The organism is Butyricicoccus sp. Marseille-Q5471, assembly GCF_951230135.1.
GTDB lineage: Bacteria > Bacillota > Clostridia > Oscillospirales > Butyricicoccaceae > Agathobaculum.
Window position 1 is genome coordinate 162,972 of the sequence record NZ_CATNVC010000002.1, and the last position, 19,049, is coordinate 182,020.

The window sequence follows — 19,049 nt, forward strand, 5'->3', positions numbered from 1 at the left end:
CTCTTTCTTGCCTATTCTTGATAAACAGGCAGCGTGGTATCAATTTGCGCGTCCTCTCGGCTTTGTATGCGGTAGGATATAACCTTCGCCGCGGTGTCTCGCCCCTGTGCGGATAATTGCAGCTGCGCCACAAGCATCCCCTGTGCGCCTGCATCGGCCGAAATCGTGAGCAGCCGCGATGCGGCGTCATACTCCGCCTGTACGCCAAGGCTTTGCGCCGCATCTGCCATCGCAGAGCCTACGGCATCCGGCGTCGCCGTTGCGTGTACCGACAGCACACTCAGCGCCGTTTCGACTGCTGCCTCAGCCTCATAATAGCTGCGCACCGTCTCCGCGGCCCGCTGCGCAATCCGATGATCCGCGCGTGCACGCGACAGTCCCATCAGGGACAGGCAAGCCATGCACAGTACAATCAGCACGGTCAACACCGTCGCTCCGCCGAACACAATACTGCGGCGCGGCGTGCGCCCCCCGGTCATGCACCCACCTCTCCGGCGAAACGCCGGACGGTCAGCGTGTACAATTCGCGCCGATCTTTCGCTGCATATACCGTGATTTGTGCCTTATACAGGTTGTTTCCCATATCTTCGGGCATCAATTCCAATAAGTAATCGGCATCTTCCGCCGTTTCGTTCCAATTAGCATCATAACGAATGGTTTCTGCCTCCATTATACCATCTGCCGCTTTGAAGCGCTCAGCAGAGTTTTCGGCCGCAACAACTGCGCGATCGAGCGTTTCGCTCTCTTCACTCAGTCCGTGCGCATGCGCCAACAGGCTCAGGCAGACCGCCGTGCAGATGCAGAAAAAGATGAGATTGACACCCAGCTCCAGCAGAAAGGTTTGTGTGTGTTTCAGGCGTTTCACGGGTGCACCTCCCCTCTTTTCGGCGCAAGCAGCAGACTTTGCGTTTGACCGTCCTGCGCAGTATAGTCAACGCACAGCATGCCGTCCCGGTTGGAGAACACCATTGTGCCGCCCTCCATCAGACGCGTGCCGTCGGCCGGAGTAAGCACAATGTCCTCCGGTGTGAAAAGCTCATACAATGCGCCGTCATAGCAGTACAGGCGCGTAATATAGGCTTCCCCCTCCCACTCGGCATCAAACGCAAGCGCCTGCGTGCCATCGGCAAAGGGGTCGATATGAAAGCTGTCGGACTGGCGCGCTTTGCCCGCCAGGTAGGACAGCGGTGTTTGCAGGGTAAAGTTCTGCTGCATGCAATCCTCCGCACCGTTCCAAACCTGCACGCCGCACAGCAGTGCAGCCGCGGACACAGAAAGATAAAGCAGGAGCAGCAGCAAGGCCGCCAGGGTGTCGACGCTGCGATGTCTGGTCATACAGCCGCCTCCCCTTGCTTCTCCACCACCGTAATGTCAGGCGGCAGATTGGATGAGAACAGCTGATACATGACAAAAAACCGGCTTTCATCATACCGGACGCCATATTCGTTCAGCAAATAAGGTAAATTCGGCGGATAGCGTCCCTCTGTGGCATAGCAGTGGGTAGAAGCGCGCCGCAAATCCTCTTGCAGCCGTTGAATATCCTGCTCCTGCGCCGTGCCGCCAACCCACAGGGTGCTCAGAACAAACAGGACCACCAGCGTGAGCATGCTCAGCACGGAAAGGACGATTCGTCTCTTCACAGTCTTTTTTTGCATACGTGCCTCCCGCTCAAACCGTGGCAAGCACGCCGAGCAGCGGCAGCATAATGGAAAGTAGAATCAGTCCGGCCGCCGCCACGAGTGCCATGATGACCGCCGGCTCAATGCGAGAGATTCGCTCGTCCACTTTCGTTTCCGCCGCTCCGGCCATTCGTGCGGCAACCTCGTCCATCGTACGTTCAATGCAGCCGGCACGCTCACCGACGCGCAGCATGCGCAGATGGAAACCGGAAAACAACCCGGTATCGACGAGCGCATCGCTCAGCGTTGCACCGAGCGCCAGTTTTTCCGCCGCCGCATCCGCCGACTGCACCGCCGCCGGCGTGCCGGTCAAGCTCCCTGCGCGGCGAAGCGCTTCCTCGAGTTCTAAGCCGCTGTGCAGCATCAGCGCCATCGCGGATGCAAAGCGAACCGTGCCGTTTTCTCGGAAAAGCCGTGTACCCTGCAGTTTTCCTCTTTTCCTCGCCGCCGCAACTGCCGCACACGCGCCCAAACCGGCAACAAGTACCACCGCAGCAACCGCAACCAGCCATTTTCCCGCATGCATCAATCCCGATGCAATCGGCGAAAGCGTGAGCCCCATCGAGGCAAACACTCCATCAAACACCGGCAGCACAACAACCGCCATCACAATCAGCAGTGCGGCCATCACCGCACCCATCAGCAGCGGAAATGCCACCGCGCTGCGAATGCTTTCTTCCAGCTTATCCTCCCGGTCAAAATGCGCCGCCAGTGCTGTGCACACTTCTTCCATCGTGCCGGTGCATTCCGCAATCCCCAGCATGCCGAGCATATAATCCGGGAACGCCCCCTGGTCAGACAGCGCTTTACTCAGCGGCTGTCCTGCTGCCAGCGCTTCGCTCAGCGCCGTAAACAGCGCACGCTCCTGCTCCCGCTGTGCATCCTCGGCCAAGATGGAGAAGCTCTCCTCCGGCGAAATGCCCGCATGCAGCAAGTCGCCCAATTGCAGACAAAGCGCTGACAATTCTGCCGGTGAAAAGATCAGTGCGCGCGATTTTTTCTGTGCCATTCAGCCGCCCCCTCATGCATGCTCCGCCCCCGTCTGGCGCATGCTCCGATGTCGCCATATCGTGCAGCAAACGGTCGCCTCACCGCTTCCCGTCTGCAGTACCATGGCATTCGTGTCCGCTATTGACGTAAAGCAGTCCATCTTATAGCGGTCTTATTGTTATTATATCATATATTTTTGCAATTGGCGATAATGGAATCGGCTCTGCCATTCACAAATGTTTCAAGGATTTTTCGGCAAACGCAAAAAAGACGACCGATATATCGGTCGTCTTTGAAAATTTGGATTAGTAACAGTATTTCTCTGTATAATTCTGAGGATTATTGATGAAATCCATGATTTTTTTACTGGATTTTCCGGTCGACGCAAATGTCGGGTCCATTAATTTCCACTGTTGGCCATCGAACGAAATGATGTTGTTAATCCATCCCAGCTCACTGACATGCACCGAAATCCAGGCATGATACTCGCCCCGGCTGGTGTAACCGACGAGCAGCTTGGTCGGAATACCCTGTGAGCGCAGCATGGAGGTCAAGAGCGAGGCATAATCAAAGCAAATGCCCTTCCCCTTGGCCAACACATCGTCTACAACCGGCAAATAGGTGCTCTCTACATTTTTGGCCAAATCATAATCATAGCTGATGTTCTGCACCACGTAGTTATAGATATTCGCAACTGTTTCCAACTCATCCCCCGTTTTAGAGGCAAGCTGGTCGGCATACTGCACAGCCTTACTGTCTTCCTTAAAATTCGCAAACTGGTTGGGATACAGGAACGGCAGCAGTTCATTCGACAGCTTTACGCTGATGCTCTGCCCCAGAACCTGCGAGTAGCGCGTGCCGCTGATGTTGCGAAAAACATTGATTTGATAGGTGCCGTCCCCGTCGGACAGCGGGAAAACATCGTAGTTTTCATCGGCCGCAATATTATAGGTATAGGTTGTGCCGCCTGAACGCGTAATCTGCACCTTGATGCGCACCGCTTCGTTTTTCAGATATTTGACCATCACATAGCCTTGATCGGTATTCGATGCGTCAATTACGGCATAAGCGTTCCCATAGGTCACTGTGCCAGTGGCTTCCGGCACTAAAATCCCATCCAGCGTGGGATTGGCAATCGCCAAAGGCGCGTCTTCCTCATCTATTTGGATCATCGCGCGCAGATCATCTCCGGTGACCGAATCCTCTGCCGTGCGATTCTGACCGCAAGCACTCAGCGGAACCGCCAACAAAGCAGCCGCACTTACGCCCGCCAAAACTCGTTTCAAAATACGCATTCCGTTGTCCTCGCTTTCTCTTGTCTTGGAAGAGGTTACATTTTCCTGTTCCATATACATTATAGCGCGTTTGGTGTAATTTGTGAAGCATTTTTTGACGCATTCTGTCAGTCTTTCCAAATGTACTTTGGGCATTCTGCCGGACAAGACTTGTTCCATTCTGCACTTTATGCTATACTGAATCCATTCTATCCGTATGAGGTGACCAAAATGCTGCATGAATTTTCTCGCGCCGAGCTGCTGTTAGGGTCGGATGCAATCGACCGGCTGCGGCACGCGCATGTCGCGGTGTTCGGCATAGGCGGCGTGGGCTCGTTTGCAGCCGAAGCACTTGCACGTGCAGGTGTCGGCACGCTAACACTCATCGACAACGATGATGTTTCGCTGACCAATCGCAACCGCCAGCTAATTGCCCTTTCTTCCACGATCGGACAGCCGAAGGTTGAGGTCATGCGCGCGCGCATTCTGGATATCAACCCGAACGCCGCCGTCCACGCGCTGCAAATGTTTTACACCCCCGAAAGCACCCTCGATTTAAAGCAGTTTGACTATATCATCGACGCGATTGACACCGTGACGGCCAAGCTTTTTTTGATTGAGCAGTGTGCACAGCAAAATGTGCCGCTCATTTGCTCCATGGGAACGGGCAATAAGCTCGATCCGACCCAGTTTACCGTGTCGGATATTTACAAGACCTCAGTCTGCCCGCTTGCGCGTGTCATTCGGCAGGAATGCAAGAAGCGCCGCATCAAAAAGCTGAAGGTCGTTTATTCCCGTGAAGAAGCGCGTACCCCGCTGCCCTCGGACGAACAAAAGGGTACCGCCGGTCGGGCAGTGCCGGGCAGCGTATCCTTCGTACCGCCAGTTGCAGGGATGATTCTCGCCGGTGAAGTCGTTAAGGATTTGACCGGCGTATGCTGAATAACGAACAGGAGCAGGGCACAAAAGCCCTGCTCCTGTTTGTTATTATGCCGTGTTGCGTTAGAAGTGCGTTATGATACAGATACAGAAGACCCCCGCGGGATAAATCCCGCAGGGGTCTTTTGGGTTTTGATTAATTAAAGCTGGCCGTACAGCGCTTCGAGCTTCTTCAGATGTGCATAGCGATCTACCGAGGCTTCCTCAGCCTTTTCGAACAACTTCTCGGCACGATCCGGGAAGGAACGGGTCAGCGCAGAGTAGCGTGCCTCGTTCATGATGAAGCCGCGGTAATCCTCGCTCTTGGGCTCCTTGGAGTCCAGGATGAAGGGGTTCTTGCCCTCAGCCTTGAGCGACGGATTGAAGCGGAACATATTCCAGTAACCGCAGTCAACAGCCTTCTTCATCTCGGCCTGGCAATTAACCATGCCGCCCTTGATGGAGTGCATCTCGCAGGGAGCGTAGCCGATAATCAGCGACGGGCCCGGATATGCCTCAGCCTCAGCAATAGCCTTCAGCGTCTGCTGCATGTTGGCGCCCATAGCAACCTGTGCAACATAAACGTAGCCGTAGGACATCGCGATTTCAGCCAGAGACTTCTTGCCGATCGTCTTGCCGGCAGCCGCGAACTGCGCAACTGCGCCGATCGGAGTTGCCTTGGAAGCCTGACCGCCGGTGTTGGAGTAAACCTCGGTATCGAATACCATGACGTTGACGTCCTGACCGGAAGCCAGTACGTGGTCAAGGCCGCCGAAGCCGATGTCGTAAGCCCAGCCGTCGCCGCCGAAGATCCAGACGGACTTCTTAGCAAGGTACTGCTTGCTTGCAAGGATTTCCTTGCAGGTCGGGCAGCCGGCAGCTTCGCCCTTTTCGAGCTCTGCAATCAGTGCCTTGGTTGCTTCAGCATTGGCGTCGCCCTCATCCTTGGTTTCCAGGAAGGAGTTGACGGCGTTCTTCATGGTGTCGGGCGTGTTCTGTGCGCCTGCCATCTCTTCGAGCTTGGCAATCAGACGCTCACGAACAGCCAACTGGCCGTAGTACATACCCAGACCGTGCTCAGCATTGTCCTCAAACAGGGAGTTTGCCCAAGCAGGACCGTGGCCGTTTGCATCAACGGTGTACGGCGAGGTAGCAGCCGGGCCGCCCCAGATGGACGAACAGCCGGTTGCGTTGGAGATATACATACGATCGCCACAAACCTGAGTGATCAGGCGAGCATAAGAGGTCTCGGCACAGCCTGCGCAGGAGCCGGAGAACTCAAGCAGCGGCTTCTTGAACTGGCTGTCCTTGACGGAATTGACAGAAATCATGTCCGGCTTCTCGGCAACGTCAGCCACCATGTAGTCGAACGCATCCTGCTGAGCGGCTTCCTGCTCCTGAGCGACCATGGTCAGCGACTTGGTCGGGCAGACGCCGACGCACACGCCGCAGCCCATGCAGTCAAGCGGAGAAACAGCCAGAGAATACTTGTAAACGCCCTTGCCCTTGCCGGCCTTGATGTCGACAATCTTAGCCGATGCGGGAGCTGCAGCAGCTTCCTCCTCGGTCAGCGCGAAGGGACGAATGGTTGCGTGCGGGCAAACGTAAGAACACTGGTTACACTGCACACAGGTGTCCTGATTCCAGGTCGGAACGGTAACGGCTACGCCGCGCTTCTCGTAAGCAGCTGCGCCGTGCGCGAAGGTACCGTCTACATATTCCTCGAATGCGGATACGGGCAGGCTGTCGCCGTCCATACGGCCGATGGGATCCATCAGATCCTTGACCATCTTGACGGTTGCGGGTGCGCCTTCCAGATGCTGCTCGTCCGCTGCGTCTGCAGCGTCTGCCCAAGCGGCCGGAACGTCAATCTTGACAAACGCGGTAGCGCCTGCGTCGATTGCCTTGTGGTTCATGTCAACCACATCCTGACCCTTCTTGAGGTAGGACTTGGTTGCAGCGTCCTTCATGAACTGGATCGCCTGCTCAGAGGGCATTACCTGTGCCAGCGCGAAGAACGCGGACTGCAGGATGGTGTTGGTGCGCTTGCCCATACCGATTTCAATTGCAAGATCGATTGCATTGATGGTATACAGCTGAACGTTGTTCTTAGCGATATAACGCTTGGCAACAGCCGGCATGTGGTGATCAAGCTCTTCCGGTGTCCACTGGCAGTTAATCAGGAATACGCCGCCCGGCTTTACGTCGCGCACCATCGGGTAACCCTTGATGATGTAAGACGGGTTATGGCAGGCAACGAAGTCAGCCTTATTAATATAGTAAGGAGAACGGATCGGCTTGTCACCAAAACGCAGATGCGAAACGGTTACGCCGCCGGTCTTCTTGGAGTCGTACTGGAAGTAAGCCTGTACGAACTTATCGGTATGGTCGCCGATAATCTTGATGGAGTTCTTGTTTGCGCCAACGGTGCCGTCGCCGCCCAGACCCCAGAACTTGCACTCGGTCGTGCCCTCTGCCGCGGTGTTCGGAGAGGGTTTCTCCTCCAGCGACAGGTAGGTAACGTCGTCGGTGATGCCCAGTGTGAACTGGTGCTTCGGCTCACTCTTAGCCAGCTCGTCGTATACCGCAAACACGGAAGACGGCGGGGTGTCCTTCGAGCCAAGGCCGTAGCGGCCGCCGGTGACAACCTTATCGGTGATGCCGGCATTTGCCAGTGCGGTGACAACGTCAAGGTAGAGCGGCTCGCCCTGCGCGCCGGGCTCCTTGGTACGGTCAAGCACGGCGATCTTCTTGGCGGTAGCCGGGATCGCAGCAAGCAGCTTGTCCGCGCGGAACGGACGGTACAGACGAACCTTAACCAGGCCGACCTTGCCGCCGTTTGCATTCATATAATCAATAACTTCCTCGGCAACGTCGCAAATCGAACCCATCGCAATAATGACGCGATCTGCATCGGCAGCGCCGTAGTAGTTAAACAGCTGGTAATCGGTGCCGAGCTTGGCGTTGACCTTTGCCATGTAGTCTTCCACAATGCCCGGAACTGCATCATAGAACTTGTTGCAGGCCTCACGGTGCTGGAAGAATACGTCGCCATTCTCGTGCGAGCCGCGCATCATCGCGTGCTCAGGATTCAGTGCGTGCTTACGGAACGCCTCAACAGCGTCCATGTTGCACATTTCCTTCAGGTCCGCATAGTCCCAAACCTGAATCTTCTGAATCTCGTGGGAGGTACGGAAGCCGTCAAAGAAGTTAATGAAGGGCACGCGGCTCTCAATGGTTGCAAGATGTGCAACTGCAGAAAGGTCCATAACCTCCTGCGGGTTGGTTTCAGCCAGCATAGCGAAACCGGTCTGGCGGCAGGCCATAACGTCGGAGTGGTCGCCGAAGATGTTCAGCGCGTGGGAAGCAACCGTACGCGCGGAAACGTGGAACACGCAGGGGAGCAGCTCGCCTGCGATCTTATACATATTCGGGATCATGAGCAGCAGACCCTGAGAAGCAGTATAAGTAGTGGTCAGTGCGCCAGCTGCAAGAGAACCGTGCACCGTGCCCGCCGCGCCTGCCTCGGACTGCATTTCGATCACCTTAACTTCAGTGCCGAAAATGTTCTTCTGACCGGCGGCGGCCCACAGGTCAACGTTGTCTGCCATGGGGCTGGAAGGGGTAATCGGATAAATACCCGCAACCTCGGTAAACGCATACGACACGTGTGCGGCCGCAGTGTTACCGTCCATGGACTTCATCTTTCTTGCCATGTTTTATATCCTCCTATCAGTTTATAACTTGCCTAAAGCCTGAAAGCGGCTCAAGAGCGTCCCTCTCCGCCCTGAAACCGTGCCTAACAGACCCTTTTTATTCTATCACTACCCACCTCAATTGTAAACACCAATTTTGACATTTTCATAACATACTCTTCTAGTTGAGTGTATCTTTTCCATGCATTTTCCCTAATATTACATTTCTTTATCAATCCCTCTCACCCGTTGCGCGGCGGGTCGGAATATCGTATAATAGTAGCATTAGAAATTTGTCTATTCGGAGGGGTTGTATGGTTTCGCGCGTGCTTTCTGCCGGTTTGCGCGGCATTGACGGGTATATCGTCACCGTGGAGTGTTTTCTCTCGGGCGGTCTGCCCCGTCTGGACATCGTGGGCCTGCCCACCGGTGCGGTCAGCGAAGCCGGCGAGCGCGTGCGAGCTGCCATGAAGCACTGCGGTTTTGACTGGCCCGTCTCGCGCCTGACCGTGAACCTTGCCCCGGCCGACACGAAAAAGGCCGGAACCGCGTATGATCTCCCCATTCTACTGTCCATTCTTGCGGCTGCGGGCGAAATCAACGCGCTGCCGCCCGACGCGGTCTTTCTCGGAGAGCTGTCTCTGACCGGCGAAATCCGACCGGCCTGCGGCGTGCTGTCCATGGCACTTGCCGCTCGGGACGCAGGCTGTCAGTCGGTGTTTGTGCCGACGCAGAACGCTGCCGAGGCCGCCTACGCAAGCGGCATTACCGTATTGCCGGTGCGCAGTTTGGGCGAACTGATTTCCCACCTCGGCGGACAAGCCCCCCTCTCCCCCTGCCCTGCGCCTCCGCCGCCAGTCGGCCATCCGAACGAACTGGACTTCCGGCATGTTATGGGGCAGCACGCCGTCAAACGTGCGCTGGAGATTGCGGCAGCGGGCGGTCACAACGTCCTGCTCTCCGGCTCGCCCGGTTCGGGCAAGAGCATGATGGCAAAACGCTTCCCGACCATCCTGCCGCCGCTGACAGATGGTGAGCGGCTCGAGGTAATCCGTGTCTGGTCGGCAGTCGGCCTCGGCGAAGAAGCCGTTCAGCGTGCGGAGCGCCCCTTTCGTGCGCCGCACCACAACTCCTCCGCTAATGCAGTCGCGGGCGGCTCCGGTGCGGCAGGCCGTCTGCCCACGCCTGGCGAAATCACACTTGCCCATCGCGGCGTGCTGTTTCTCGATGAGTTCCCCGAATTCCGGCGCGATGTGCTCGAAACGCTTCGTCAGCCGATGGAGGACGGCCGCGTGACCATTTCCCGCGTTGCGGGGCAGGTCACCTATCCGGCCAATTTCCAGCTGATTGCCGCGATGAACCCGTGCAAATGCGGCTGGTACGGCACCGACCGCTGTACCTGCTCGCAGTCCTCGGTTCAGCAGTATCTTCGACGGCTCTCCGGCCCGCTGCTCGACCGCATCGACCTTCAGGTTGCCGTGCAGCCGGTGCAGTACGAGGCTCTCGCCGCACGCGGCAAAACCGAGGAGGAATCCTCCGCCGATATCTGCGCCCGCGTTCTGGCGGCGCGGCAGATTCAGTACCAAAGGCAGGGGGAAGGCGTGTGCAACGCGAATATCTCTCCCGCCGAACTGGGCACGCTCTGCCCGCTTGAGGCCGATGCATCCCGCATGTTTGCCGCCGCCTTCCAGCGGCTTGGGCTGACCGCCCGTGCGCATGACCGCGTGCTGCGCGTCGCCCGCACCATTGCGGATTTGGACGGCGCTTCTTCTATCGAAGCCGCGCATCTTGCCGAAGCACTGCAGTACCGCACGTTGGACCGTGAAGCCGCCGAGTAATCCCAGCATTTCCATTTTTTGTGGATAAACCTGTGTATACTGTGAATAAGTTACGCATTCGACAAATTTCTTTCTTTTTTGTTGTTCCATTCCCATCGTAAAATGTCGAATTATGTCTCATGCAAGGAGGGACTCTCTTATGCCATTTCCCAAGCTGCGCCGTGCAGGCGCATGCATTCTGCTGCTGACCCAGCTCGTGCCCGGCGCACATGCGCTTTCCGGCATCTCGGTCTGGGCGCAAAATGACATTGAAGCCGCGCGTGATGCCGGACTGGAGCCCAATGTCTTTGCTTCTCTTTCCGCTACCGCGCCGGTCACGCGCGCAGAGTTCTGCGCAATTGCGCTCAACGCCTACGAAAATGTAACCGGAAAATCGGTTGCGCCCTCTACGGAGCAGCCATTCACCGACTGTACCGATCCCGATGTGATTACCGCCTACAAGCTCGGCCTTGTTTCCGGCCGCGGAGACGGCATTTTCGATCCCGATGCACCCATACAGCGGCAGGATTTGTGCGTCATGCTGGTGAACGTGCTGAACAAGGCCAAGATCAAAGCACCCGCGATTGCAGGCGACGCTTGTGTGGAGGATTTTCCGGATGTTTCGTCCCTGCGCGATTACGCAGTTGATGCGATGATTACCATGGTCGATTACGCCATCGTAAACGGTGTTGCCGCTACGGGCAAGGCAACGCAGCTCGCCCCCGCCGGCACGGCCACGCGAGAGCAGGCGCTTATTATGACCAACCGCTTCTGCAACACCTTTGCTTCCTCCTATCGTCCCGCAATTGATGGCGATGATGTGGAACTGCCAACCATCGACCAAACCACCAACACCAAACCCAGCGACATCTGGACCGGACAGGACTTCACGCTGCCGACCACGGACGCAGAAAAGATGACGCTCGTCTACGGGGAGGGCGGCACGCAGTATCAGTCTGCCGAAGAAGCCGAAGCGAATATGGTTGAAATCGCAGTCAAAGTGTGGAAGCTGCAATCTGACGGCAGCAAGACAACCGGCACAAGCTACATAACAGTCAACAAAAATCTTGCTCCAATCTATACGAAGATTTTTGAAGAGATTTATAACGGCGATGAGAAATTCCCCATCAAGAACGTTGGAAGCTATGCCTGGCGCACGGGCGAACATTCGCAGGGCACGGCGATTGACATCAACTGGGAAGAAAATATGGAAGCGACCATCAATGCCGACGGTACGCTTACCCCGACCTGTGGCACCCACTGGACGCCCGGCGAAGATCCCTTTTCAATCCCTGAGGGCGGCGACGTCTATAACGCCTTCACCAAATACGGCTTTACGTGGGGCGGAAATGCCTGGCGCTCCAAACGCGACTATATGCATTTCAGTTATTTCGGCCGATAAACAAAGAAAAAACGTCCGTCAAGGCCCTCAAAAGGCTTTAGCGGACGTTTTCTGTTGTAGAGACTATTGGACAGTCAGATTCAATATTCATTCATTATATCCCCGAAATAAATATAAAAAAACCACGTTTCATAACGAAACGCGGACCTACAATAACTGACGGTTTATTTTTCGCTCTGAGTCTGATGCTCATCGCCAAAAATCATATCGTCGATATCGGGCGTGTCCGGTCTCTGCGGAATGGTAAGATATCTCATTGATTTACACCTCCTTGTGATGAATTCTTTTTATATTATATGCACATTGCTGAAAATATGCAAGTGAAAATCCTGTAAAGTCACAGAATTGTAACAAAATAAAAAAAGCACCCCAAAGGGGTGACTGCCTGAAAATATATAAAACCCCGCCCTGCCGATGCAACCCCATTAGTAACCTGCACGTCGATGCAGGTGGGTTTTCTGTCCGAAATCTCTGCGCTTCCAACATCCGTGTATACCCGGGAGGCCTGCTGCTCGAAATCGGAACTTTCCGAAATCCCGTACTAAAAATGTGGGTTAAAAAGAGGCCGCTGTCGCACAGGGCAGGGATTTTATACCGCTTTTTACTCTTCTTCTGCTTCCGCGCGCTCCATGACGATATCAAAGACCGCGTCGGCGATTGCGTCATCCTCAACCGCTTCCAGAAGTTCTTCGCCGCCCTCTTCTACTACTTTCAGAATGACGACTTCGGCCTCTTCCTCAACGGAAAGGTCCGCAGGAATAAAGGCCAGATAGGTCTCGCCTTCGTATTCCACCGTATCGATGTGCTCAAACTCAACGTCGTTGCCGTCCTCATCGGTCAGCGTTACAAAGTTGTTGCCAAACTCTTCACTCATCGTCCGGCACCTCCTAAATATTCCTTCAAAATTGAAAGAGTGTCCTCTTCCTATCCCTAGCATAGCAAATGAAGCGGGCTTTGTAAAGTGAAAATTAACAGCCCGGCACTGTCATAGTATGCCGTCAGCGGATTAAATCATACCAGCAGAAACGCAAGAAAAAAAGGCTTGACTTTATGAAAAAGGTTTGGTATAGTTATTCAGGTACAAAGAAGAAGGCAACGTCCTCACCCGCAGCTTTGCGACCGGGTCAATAATCCAAACTGCCGCGCTCTGCGTGTGCCGTTCGGCTTATTCGGGAGGACGATCATGCTTATTGATCCGTCCTTTTTCTATTTTTATTATCCGTTTTGTTTGGAGGTGCTTATCCATTAGCAGCATGGAACATCAGATCAACGAAGAGATCCGCGACAAGGAAGTCCGCCTGATTGGCGACGACAGTGAGCAGCTGGGCATCGTTTCTATTCAGGAAGCGCAGAACCTTGCTATTGAAAAGGGCATGGATCTGGTTAAAATCGCCCCGCAGGCCAAGCCCCCGGTCTGCAAAATCATGGACTACGGCAAGTTCCGCTTTGAACAGGCCAAGCGTGAAAAAGAAGCGCGCAAAAACCAGCGCATCGTGGAGACCAAGGAGATTCGACTGACCCCTAATATTGACGTTGGCGACCTGAATGTAAAGGTTAAAAACGCCTGCCGTTTCCTCAAGGACGGCGACAAGGTCAAGGTAACGGTTCGCTTCCGCGGCCGCCAGGTGACGCACGCGTCACTCGGACAGGATCTGCTCCGTCGCTTCGCTGAGCTGTGCACCGAGTGCAGCACTGTGGAAAAGCAGCCCAAGCTCGAAGGTCGCCAGATGATGATGTTTTTGGCGCCAATCAAGGAAAAGTAATCATATAGCGCGTTTTTGCGCAAATTCAGAGAGGAGCAAAACCTATGCCTAAGATTAAAACGCACAGCGGTGCAAAAAAGAGATTCTCCGTAACCAAGACCGGCAAGATCAAGCGCGGTCACGCCGGTAAGCGCCATCTGCTCAACGGCCATGGTAAGAACACCAAGCTCAAGCGCCACCTGCGCAAGGAAGGCTTCGCGGATTCTACCAACGTAGCTCAGGTCAAGCGCCTGATCCCCTACAAATAAGTTAAAATAATATCATCTTTTATATAGGAGGCAATACAAATGGCAAGAGTTAAGGGCGCAATGATGACGCGCAAAAGAAGAAAGAAGATCCTCAAGCGCGCCAAGGGTTACTGGGGTTCCAAGTCGACTCATTTCCGCGTAGCCAATCAGGCGGTTATGAAGTCTCTGAAGTACGCTTACATCGGCCGCAAGCACAAGAAGCGTGACTTCCGCCGTCTGTGGATCACCCGCATCTCGGCTGCTGCCAAGACCTGCGATATGAACTACAGCCGCTTCATGAACGGTCTGAAGAAGTCCGGCATCGACATCAACCGTAAGATGCTGGCTGATCTGGCTGTAAACGACAAGGCTGCTTTCGCTGCTCTGGCAGAAAAGGCAAAGGCTGCTCTCTAAGAGTTTTTCCAAAGACGAAACGCATCATGCGTTTCGTCTTTTTTTATTGCGGTGCGCACCAAATTGCGGTATAATGACACCAACAAGTGATTTGGAAAAATGAAGCAAGTAAGAAAGGTGGTTTCCGTATGCAGCAACCGATTCGCATCGTGTCCAAGCAGAACAACAAGATCTTTGCAGACGCCATTCCCGGCCATTTTGCCACAAACCACTCACATATCAACTACTATCTTGATATGTCCGCGCTCAAGCACTGTCAGAGCCTTGCAGCCGAGGCTGCTCAGTATATTGCCTATCACTTTTCAGCAACCAGCGTCGACACCATCCTGTGCCTCGAGGGCACGGAGTACATCGGCGCCTTTCTCGCCCGCGAGCTGACACGCGACGGATTGGGCGGCATGAATGTCGGCAAGGACCTGTATCTGGCGGAACCCGAATCGAACGTCAACGGGCAGTTCATCTTTGCCGATAACCTACGCACTATGGTCGAGCACATGAATGTGCTGGTGCTCGTCACATCGGCCTCCACCGGACAGACGCTGTCGCAGACCCGCGAATGTGTCGAGTATTACGGCGGCCGCATTTCCGGATATTCCGCACTGTTCTCCAACATCGCGGAGCTAGGCGGCAAGCCGGTCATCAGCCTGTTTTCGGGTGAGGATCTGCCGCATTACCACAATTATGTTCATGGCCGAAATTGCCCGGACTGCGTGGCTGGCGTTCCGCTTGATGCCATCGTTACGCCGCAGGGTTATACCAAGCTGTAAATAAAAAGGAACGGAAACAAATCCGTTCCTTTTCCTTTGCCCATTCAGTGAGTCTTGCAGGCCGCCATGCACTCCGCCGTCCAGCAATAGGCGCAATACCCCATCGCCCCGAACAACGCGGCAAACGCACCTCCGCCGAGCAGCACAAGCATCCGGCCCGCCAGTCCTCCAAATGCCCGCAGCGCGAGCTCGCAGACCGAAACCGCAAACAGCAGCGCAGAGAGCAGGCAGATTCTTCCGCGCCATGTGTAGGTCAGCCGTGCGCCAACCGTACCGCCTGTGAAACAGGCTGCCCCCATCAGAACGGCGCACACCTCACGCCCCAACCCCATCACTCCATGCAGAATTTCCATCCGCTCGCCTCCTCTGCTCTGTTTTGTCTTCACCATAGCACAAAGCGCGCCCCCCGTCAATCCGGTGGACGCGCTTTTTTTCGGTTTTTTCCTTCGCTATTTCATCAGAAATTCCGGCAGACGACGGCGTGCCTCCAAGCGGTAGATACGGTAGCCTTCGCTCGAAAAACGCTCTTCATACTCGGTCATGATGTTGCCCTCAAAGTCCGAATGATGCAAATCGAGCGAAACATTCTGCAGCAGCCAGCCAAACTGACAAATCTCGCTGAGTGACCACTCAAAAAAGCGCTGATTATCCGTTTTAAAGCATAAATCGCCCTGTTTCTTGAGGATCTCATCATACACCGCGAGGAAATTACGATGGGTCAAACGGCGCTTGCGCTGACGGTTGGGCGGCCAGGGGTCGGAAAAGTTCAAATAGATACGATCCACCTCGCCGGGCGCGAACACCTCGCTTAATTCCGCAGCGTCAAATGAGACGAAACGCAGGTTGGGCAGCGGCGCCAGCTGACAGCGCTCGGCTGCCATGATAAGCGCACCCTCCTCACGCTCGACCGCGATAAAGTTCACATCCGGGTTCTGTTCGGCCATGCCGATGGCAAAACGCCCCTTACCACAGCCGATTTCGACATGCAGCGGTTTGTCGTTGCCAAACAGTGCACGCCATTTGCCGCGCTTCTCCTTGGGCTCAAACGCCATAACATCCGGGCAGGCGGCAAAGCGAACGTCCAGATTTTTCTTTTTACGCATTCTCATCGCGGGTTGTCCCCTCTTTTTCTGTATTTTTCAGCCTTTTTATTATATCTGGCGCACGCGCAGTTGGCAAGTCAAATTGACAAATTTCCACCTGACTTGATATAATACAATATCGAATGAATGGGGGAAAGCTTTATGTTTCCTAGAAAAAGCGGCGTACTTGCCCATATCACCTCACTGCCCTCACCCCACGGTGTCGGCACGCTGGGGCAAACCGCATACGACTTTGTAGATTTTCTCGCGTCCGCACGGCAGACCTACTGGCAGGTGCTTCCGCTCGGCCACACCGGCTTCGGCGACTCACCCTACCAGTGTTTTTCCGCCGCCGCCGGCAATCCGTACTTAATCGACCTCGACCTGCTCGTCAAAGACGGTCTGCTGACCGCTGACGAAGTCGCTGCCGCAGACTTTCCGAACAAGCCGGACGAGGTGGACTTTGACGCGCTTGCGCAGACCCGTTGGCCGCTGTTCCGCTGTGCCTTTTCCCGCGTGGACGATGCGCTCCGCGCCAAAATTACAGACTTTACCGAGCAGAACGCCGAATGGCTGCCCGATTATGCACTCTTCATGGCGCTGCGCGAGGAAAAATACGGATACCGCCCGCTTTGGGAGTGGCCGGATGACGCCGTTCGCACGCGTGACCCGCAGGCACTCCGTGCGATACGGGAAGAACTGCACGAGGAAATTGCGTTTCGCATTTTTCTCCAGTATGAGTTCTGGACACAGTGGGCCGCACTGCGCACCTATGCCAACGAGCACGGCGTACAAATCATCGGCGACATTCCGATTTATGTTTCATCCGACTCGTCCGATGTTTGGACGCATCCGACGCTGTTTAAGCTGCAGGACGACCTAAGTCCCCGCATGATTGCCGGTGTTCCGCCCGACTACTATTCGGCCACCGGACAGCTCTGGGGCAATCCGGTCTATGACTGGGAGGCGCACAAAAAGGACGATTACACGTGGTGGATTTGGCGCATGCAGACCAATCTTGCGCTGTTTGATCTCGTCCGCATCGATCATTTCCGCGGATTTGAAAGCTTTTGGGAGGTCGAAGCCGGCGAAGAAACAGCTGTGAACGGCGCGTGGCGTAAGGGGCCGGGCACGGATTTCTTCGATACGCTCCAAGAAACGATGGGCGACCTGCCGATCATCACAGAGGATTTGGGTATCATCACCGATGAGGTGCGGGAACTGCTGTGTGAAACCGGCTTCCCCGGTATGCGCGTGCTGATTTTTGGTCTGCTGCCTGAAGAGGACAACGAGCATCTGCCGCACAATTACCTGCCGAACAGCATTGTCTACACCTCCACACACGACTCGCAGACCATCTGCGAGCAGGTTATGGATTTGTGCACCGAGCCGGAGAAGCAGTTTGCCTACCGTTATCTGCGCACCTCGACCAGTGAGGCCATGGGTTGGAGCGCAATTAAGAGCGTTTGGGCCTCCCCTGCACGCACTGCAATGACCACCCTGCAGGATGTGCTCTCACTCGGCGCGGATGCCCGCATGAATACGCCCGCGACCATCGGCGGCCGTAACTGGCGTTGGCGCGTGCGCAAGGAAGCGCTCAATCAAGATGTTGCCGCCATACTGGGCGATATCACTGTGACCTATAAACGCGCGTAAGAATCGAAACCCCATAGAAAAAGAAGGATAACACCATGAAAATCAAAACTGCCATATTTGACCTTGACGGCACGCTGCTCGACACGCTCGGCGATCTTGCGGACAGTGTCAATGCCGCCCTGCAGCGCCACGGCTTTCCGCCTGCAACCGAGGAGCAGGTGCGTGAGCGCGTCGGCAACGGCGTGCGCATGCTTGTTGCCCGATGCCTGCCGCAGGACGCGGAAGACGCGCTCATCGACGCCTGTCTGGACGATTTCCGCACGGTGTACGATCGACGCATGATGAACCGCACACAGCCGTATGAAGGCATCCTGCGCGTGCTGAAAACCCTCAAAAAGGAGGGCGTTGCCGTCGGTGTGCTGTCCAATAAGTACGATTTGGCCGCTAAGGGACTCGTGCGTCATTATTTCGGCGATTTGTGTCAGATTACCTGCGGCGAAAAGCCCGACGTACCGCGCAAGCCCGATCCCTCCAGCACGCTGCAGCTGCTGCGGGAACTCGGCGGCAATCCGGCCACCACACTCTATATCGGCGACAGCTCCACCGATATGCAGACCGCGAAAAATGCCGGTTTGACCGCCGTCGGCGTGGCCTGGGGCTTCCGTTCGGCGGAGTCGCTGCTGGAAGCCGGTGCTGACGCTCTCGCACATCGGCCGTCCGATTTGCTGCCGCTGTTTGAGCACGGTGTTTTTAACGCGGCGGCCATCGGTTCCGCCTTCACCGCACGCAGCTTTGGATTTACCTATTTCCCGACCGCGCAGCAGGCACTCCCCTACCTAGCTGAGGCCTGCCGCGGCAAAACCGTATCGCTCGGCGGTTCGATGACGCTGCGTGAGCTTGGTGTGGCCGACGCACTGGCCGATGGATCCGATCTGCACTGGCACTGGCTGACCCCCAGCGACTACAAACAGGATGCAGAGGTCTACCTCACCTCGGCCAACGCGCTCTCCGAAACCGGCGAAATCGTCAACATTGACGGGAATTGCAACCGCGTTGCCGGCACGCTCTTCGGGCCAAAACGCTGCATTTTCGTATGCGGTGTCAATAAGCTGTGCGACGATTTGACTTCCGCCATCTGGCGCGTACGCAATGTTGCCGCGCCCATGAATGCCAAACGGCTTTCCTGCAAAACGCCCTGTGCTATCGACGGCAAATGCCATGACTGCCGCAGTGCCGACCGCATCTGCTCTGCGCTCGTTGTCCATATGGCTCCGCCCAAGGGCATGGAAGCCTGCGAGATTGTGCTGATTGGTGAAACACTCGGATATTGACCAAACAAAGGCGTGATGAACAAAATCGCGCCTTTTTTATGCCATGCAACCGCCGGTTGCGGGATTTCCATGCGAACTTGGTGGCTTGCAAGCC

The 19,049-nt window shown here is 55.5% G+C and carries 19 protein-coding genes and 1 other RNA gene; 9 read left to right on the forward strand and 11 right to left on the reverse strand.

Translation table 11 applies throughout. The annotated features are described in order from the left end of the window. Positions 1-11: 11 nt before the first annotated feature. From QOX26_RS03285 to QOX26_RS03310, 6 genes are all read right to left on the reverse strand, one after another. Positions 12-479: a hypothetical protein gene (locus tag QOX26_RS03285; protein ID WP_283673459.1), complete on the reverse strand. Its 468-nt coding sequence runs from the start codon at positions 477-479 to the stop codon at positions 12-14. Then, on the reverse strand, positions 476-865 hold the full coding sequence (locus QOX26_RS03290) for a hypothetical protein (RefSeq protein WP_283673460.1): 390 nt from the start codon (positions 863-865) through the stop codon (positions 476-478). The genes QOX26_RS03285 and QOX26_RS03290 overlap by 4 nt, the downstream gene beginning before the upstream one ends. After that, on the reverse strand, positions 862-1,335 hold the full coding sequence (locus tag QOX26_RS03295; RefSeq protein ID WP_283673461.1) for a DUF4860 domain-containing protein: 474 nt from the start codon (positions 1,333-1,335) through the stop codon (positions 862-864). The genes QOX26_RS03290 and QOX26_RS03295 overlap by 4 nt, the downstream gene beginning before the upstream one ends. Beyond that, entirely contained in the window at positions 1,332-1,655 is a 324-nt protein-coding gene (locus tag QOX26_RS03300) for a hypothetical protein (RefSeq protein WP_283673462.1), read from the reverse strand. The genes QOX26_RS03295 and QOX26_RS03300 overlap by 4 nt, the downstream gene beginning before the upstream one ends. Positions 1,656-1,668: 13 nt before the next feature. Further along, positions 1,669-2,688, reverse strand: a complete 1,020-nt coding sequence (locus tag QOX26_RS03305) for a type II secretion system F family protein (protein WP_283673463.1) — start codon at positions 2,686-2,688, stop codon at positions 1,669-1,671. A 286-nt stretch (positions 2,689-2,974) separates the two neighbouring features. Then, positions 2,975-3,955 carry a transglutaminase-like domain-containing protein gene (locus tag QOX26_RS03310; RefSeq protein WP_283673464.1) on the reverse strand — a complete coding sequence of 327 codons (981 nt, stop codon included), beginning with the start codon at positions 3,953-3,955 and terminating at the stop codon, positions 2,975-2,977. A 219-nt stretch (positions 3,956-4,174) separates the two neighbouring features. On the opposite strand from QOX26_RS03310, the gene QOX26_RS03315 reads away from it, so the two are divergent. After that, positions 4,175-4,885, forward strand: a complete 711-nt coding sequence (locus QOX26_RS03315) for a tRNA threonylcarbamoyladenosine dehydratase (protein WP_283673465.1) — start codon at positions 4,175-4,177, stop codon at positions 4,883-4,885. A gap of 137 nt (positions 4,886-5,022) precedes the next feature. Here the strand turns inward: QOX26_RS03315 and nifJ are convergent, their stop codons facing one another. Beyond that, positions 5,023-8,577: a pyruvate:ferredoxin (flavodoxin) oxidoreductase gene (gene nifJ / locus QOX26_RS03320; protein ID WP_283673466.1), complete on the reverse strand. Its 3,555-nt coding sequence runs from the start codon at positions 8,575-8,577 to the stop codon at positions 5,023-5,025. 293 nt (positions 8,578-8,870) lie between these two features. Here nifJ and QOX26_RS03325 point away from each other — a divergent pair, with 293 nt between their 5' ends. Together QOX26_RS03325 and QOX26_RS03330 are read left to right on the forward strand one after the other, a co-directional pair. Further along, positions 8,871-10,394: a YifB family Mg chelatase-like AAA ATPase gene (locus tag QOX26_RS03325; protein ID WP_283673467.1), complete on the forward strand. Its 1,524-nt coding sequence runs from the start codon at positions 8,871-8,873 to the stop codon at positions 10,392-10,394. A 139-nt stretch (positions 10,395-10,533) separates the two neighbouring features. Then, positions 10,534-11,775 (forward strand): M15 family metallopeptidase, encoded by a 1,242-nt coding sequence (locus tag QOX26_RS03330; protein ID WP_283673468.1) that lies wholly within the window; start codon positions 10,534-10,536, stop codon positions 11,773-11,775. Between the two features lie 396 nt (positions 11,776-12,171). Here the strand turns inward: QOX26_RS03330 and ssrS are convergent. Both ssrS and QOX26_RS03340 read right to left on the reverse strand, forming a co-directional pair. Beyond that, positions 12,172-12,365, reverse strand: a non-coding RNA gene (gene ssrS / locus QOX26_RS03335) — 6S RNA. Between the two features lie 11 nt (positions 12,366-12,376). Beyond that, positions 12,377-12,649, reverse strand: coding sequence for a DUF1292 domain-containing protein (locus QOX26_RS03340; protein WP_283673469.1), 273 nt, complete (start codon positions 12,647-12,649; stop codon positions 12,377-12,379). A 379-nt stretch (positions 12,650-13,028) separates the two neighbouring features. On the opposite strand from QOX26_RS03340, the gene infC reads away from it, so the two are divergent. From infC to QOX26_RS03360, 4 genes are all read left to right on the forward strand, one after another. Next, positions 13,029-13,538 carry a translation initiation factor IF-3 gene (gene infC, locus QOX26_RS03345; RefSeq protein ID WP_283673470.1) on the forward strand — a complete coding sequence of 170 codons (510 nt, stop codon included), beginning with the start codon at positions 13,029-13,031 and terminating at the stop codon, positions 13,536-13,538. A 44-nt stretch (positions 13,539-13,582) separates the two neighbouring features. Next, positions 13,583-13,786 (forward strand): 50S ribosomal protein L35, encoded by a 204-nt coding sequence (gene rpmI, locus QOX26_RS03350; RefSeq protein ID WP_283673471.1) that lies wholly within the window; start codon positions 13,583-13,585, stop codon positions 13,784-13,786. 39 nt (positions 13,787-13,825) lie between these two features. After that, positions 13,826-14,179: a 50S ribosomal protein L20 gene (gene rplT, locus QOX26_RS03355; RefSeq protein ID WP_283673472.1), complete on the forward strand. Its 354-nt coding sequence runs from the start codon at positions 13,826-13,828 to the stop codon at positions 14,177-14,179. A 128-nt stretch (positions 14,180-14,307) separates the two neighbouring features. Further along, a complete protein-coding gene (locus tag QOX26_RS03360) occupies positions 14,308-14,946 on the forward strand; it encodes an orotate phosphoribosyltransferase (protein ID WP_283673473.1) in 639 nt (212 codons plus the stop codon). A 44-nt stretch (positions 14,947-14,990) separates the two neighbouring features. Here QOX26_RS03360 and QOX26_RS03365 read toward each other — a convergent pair whose 3' ends face one another. Next, complete coding sequence (locus tag QOX26_RS03365; RefSeq protein WP_283673474.1) at positions 14,991-15,299, reverse strand: hypothetical protein; 309 nt, start codon at positions 15,297-15,299, stop codon at positions 14,991-14,993. Between the two features lie 96 nt (positions 15,300-15,395). Further along, positions 15,396-16,055, reverse strand: coding sequence for a tRNA (guanosine(46)-N7)-methyltransferase TrmB (trmB, locus tag QOX26_RS03370; RefSeq protein ID WP_283673475.1), 660 nt, complete (start codon positions 16,053-16,055; stop codon positions 15,396-15,398). Between the two features lie 135 nt (positions 16,056-16,190). On the opposite strand from trmB, the gene malQ reads away from it, so the two are divergent. Next, positions 16,191-17,684, forward strand: a complete 1,494-nt coding sequence (malQ, locus tag QOX26_RS03375) for a 4-alpha-glucanotransferase (RefSeq protein WP_283673476.1) — start codon at positions 16,191-16,193, stop codon at positions 17,682-17,684. 35 nt (positions 17,685-17,719) lie between these two features. After that, a complete protein-coding gene (locus QOX26_RS03380; protein WP_283673477.1) occupies positions 17,720-18,955 on the forward strand; it encodes an HAD-IA family hydrolase in 1,236 nt (411 codons plus the stop codon). The last annotated feature ends 94 nt before the right edge of the window (positions 18,956-19,049 follow it).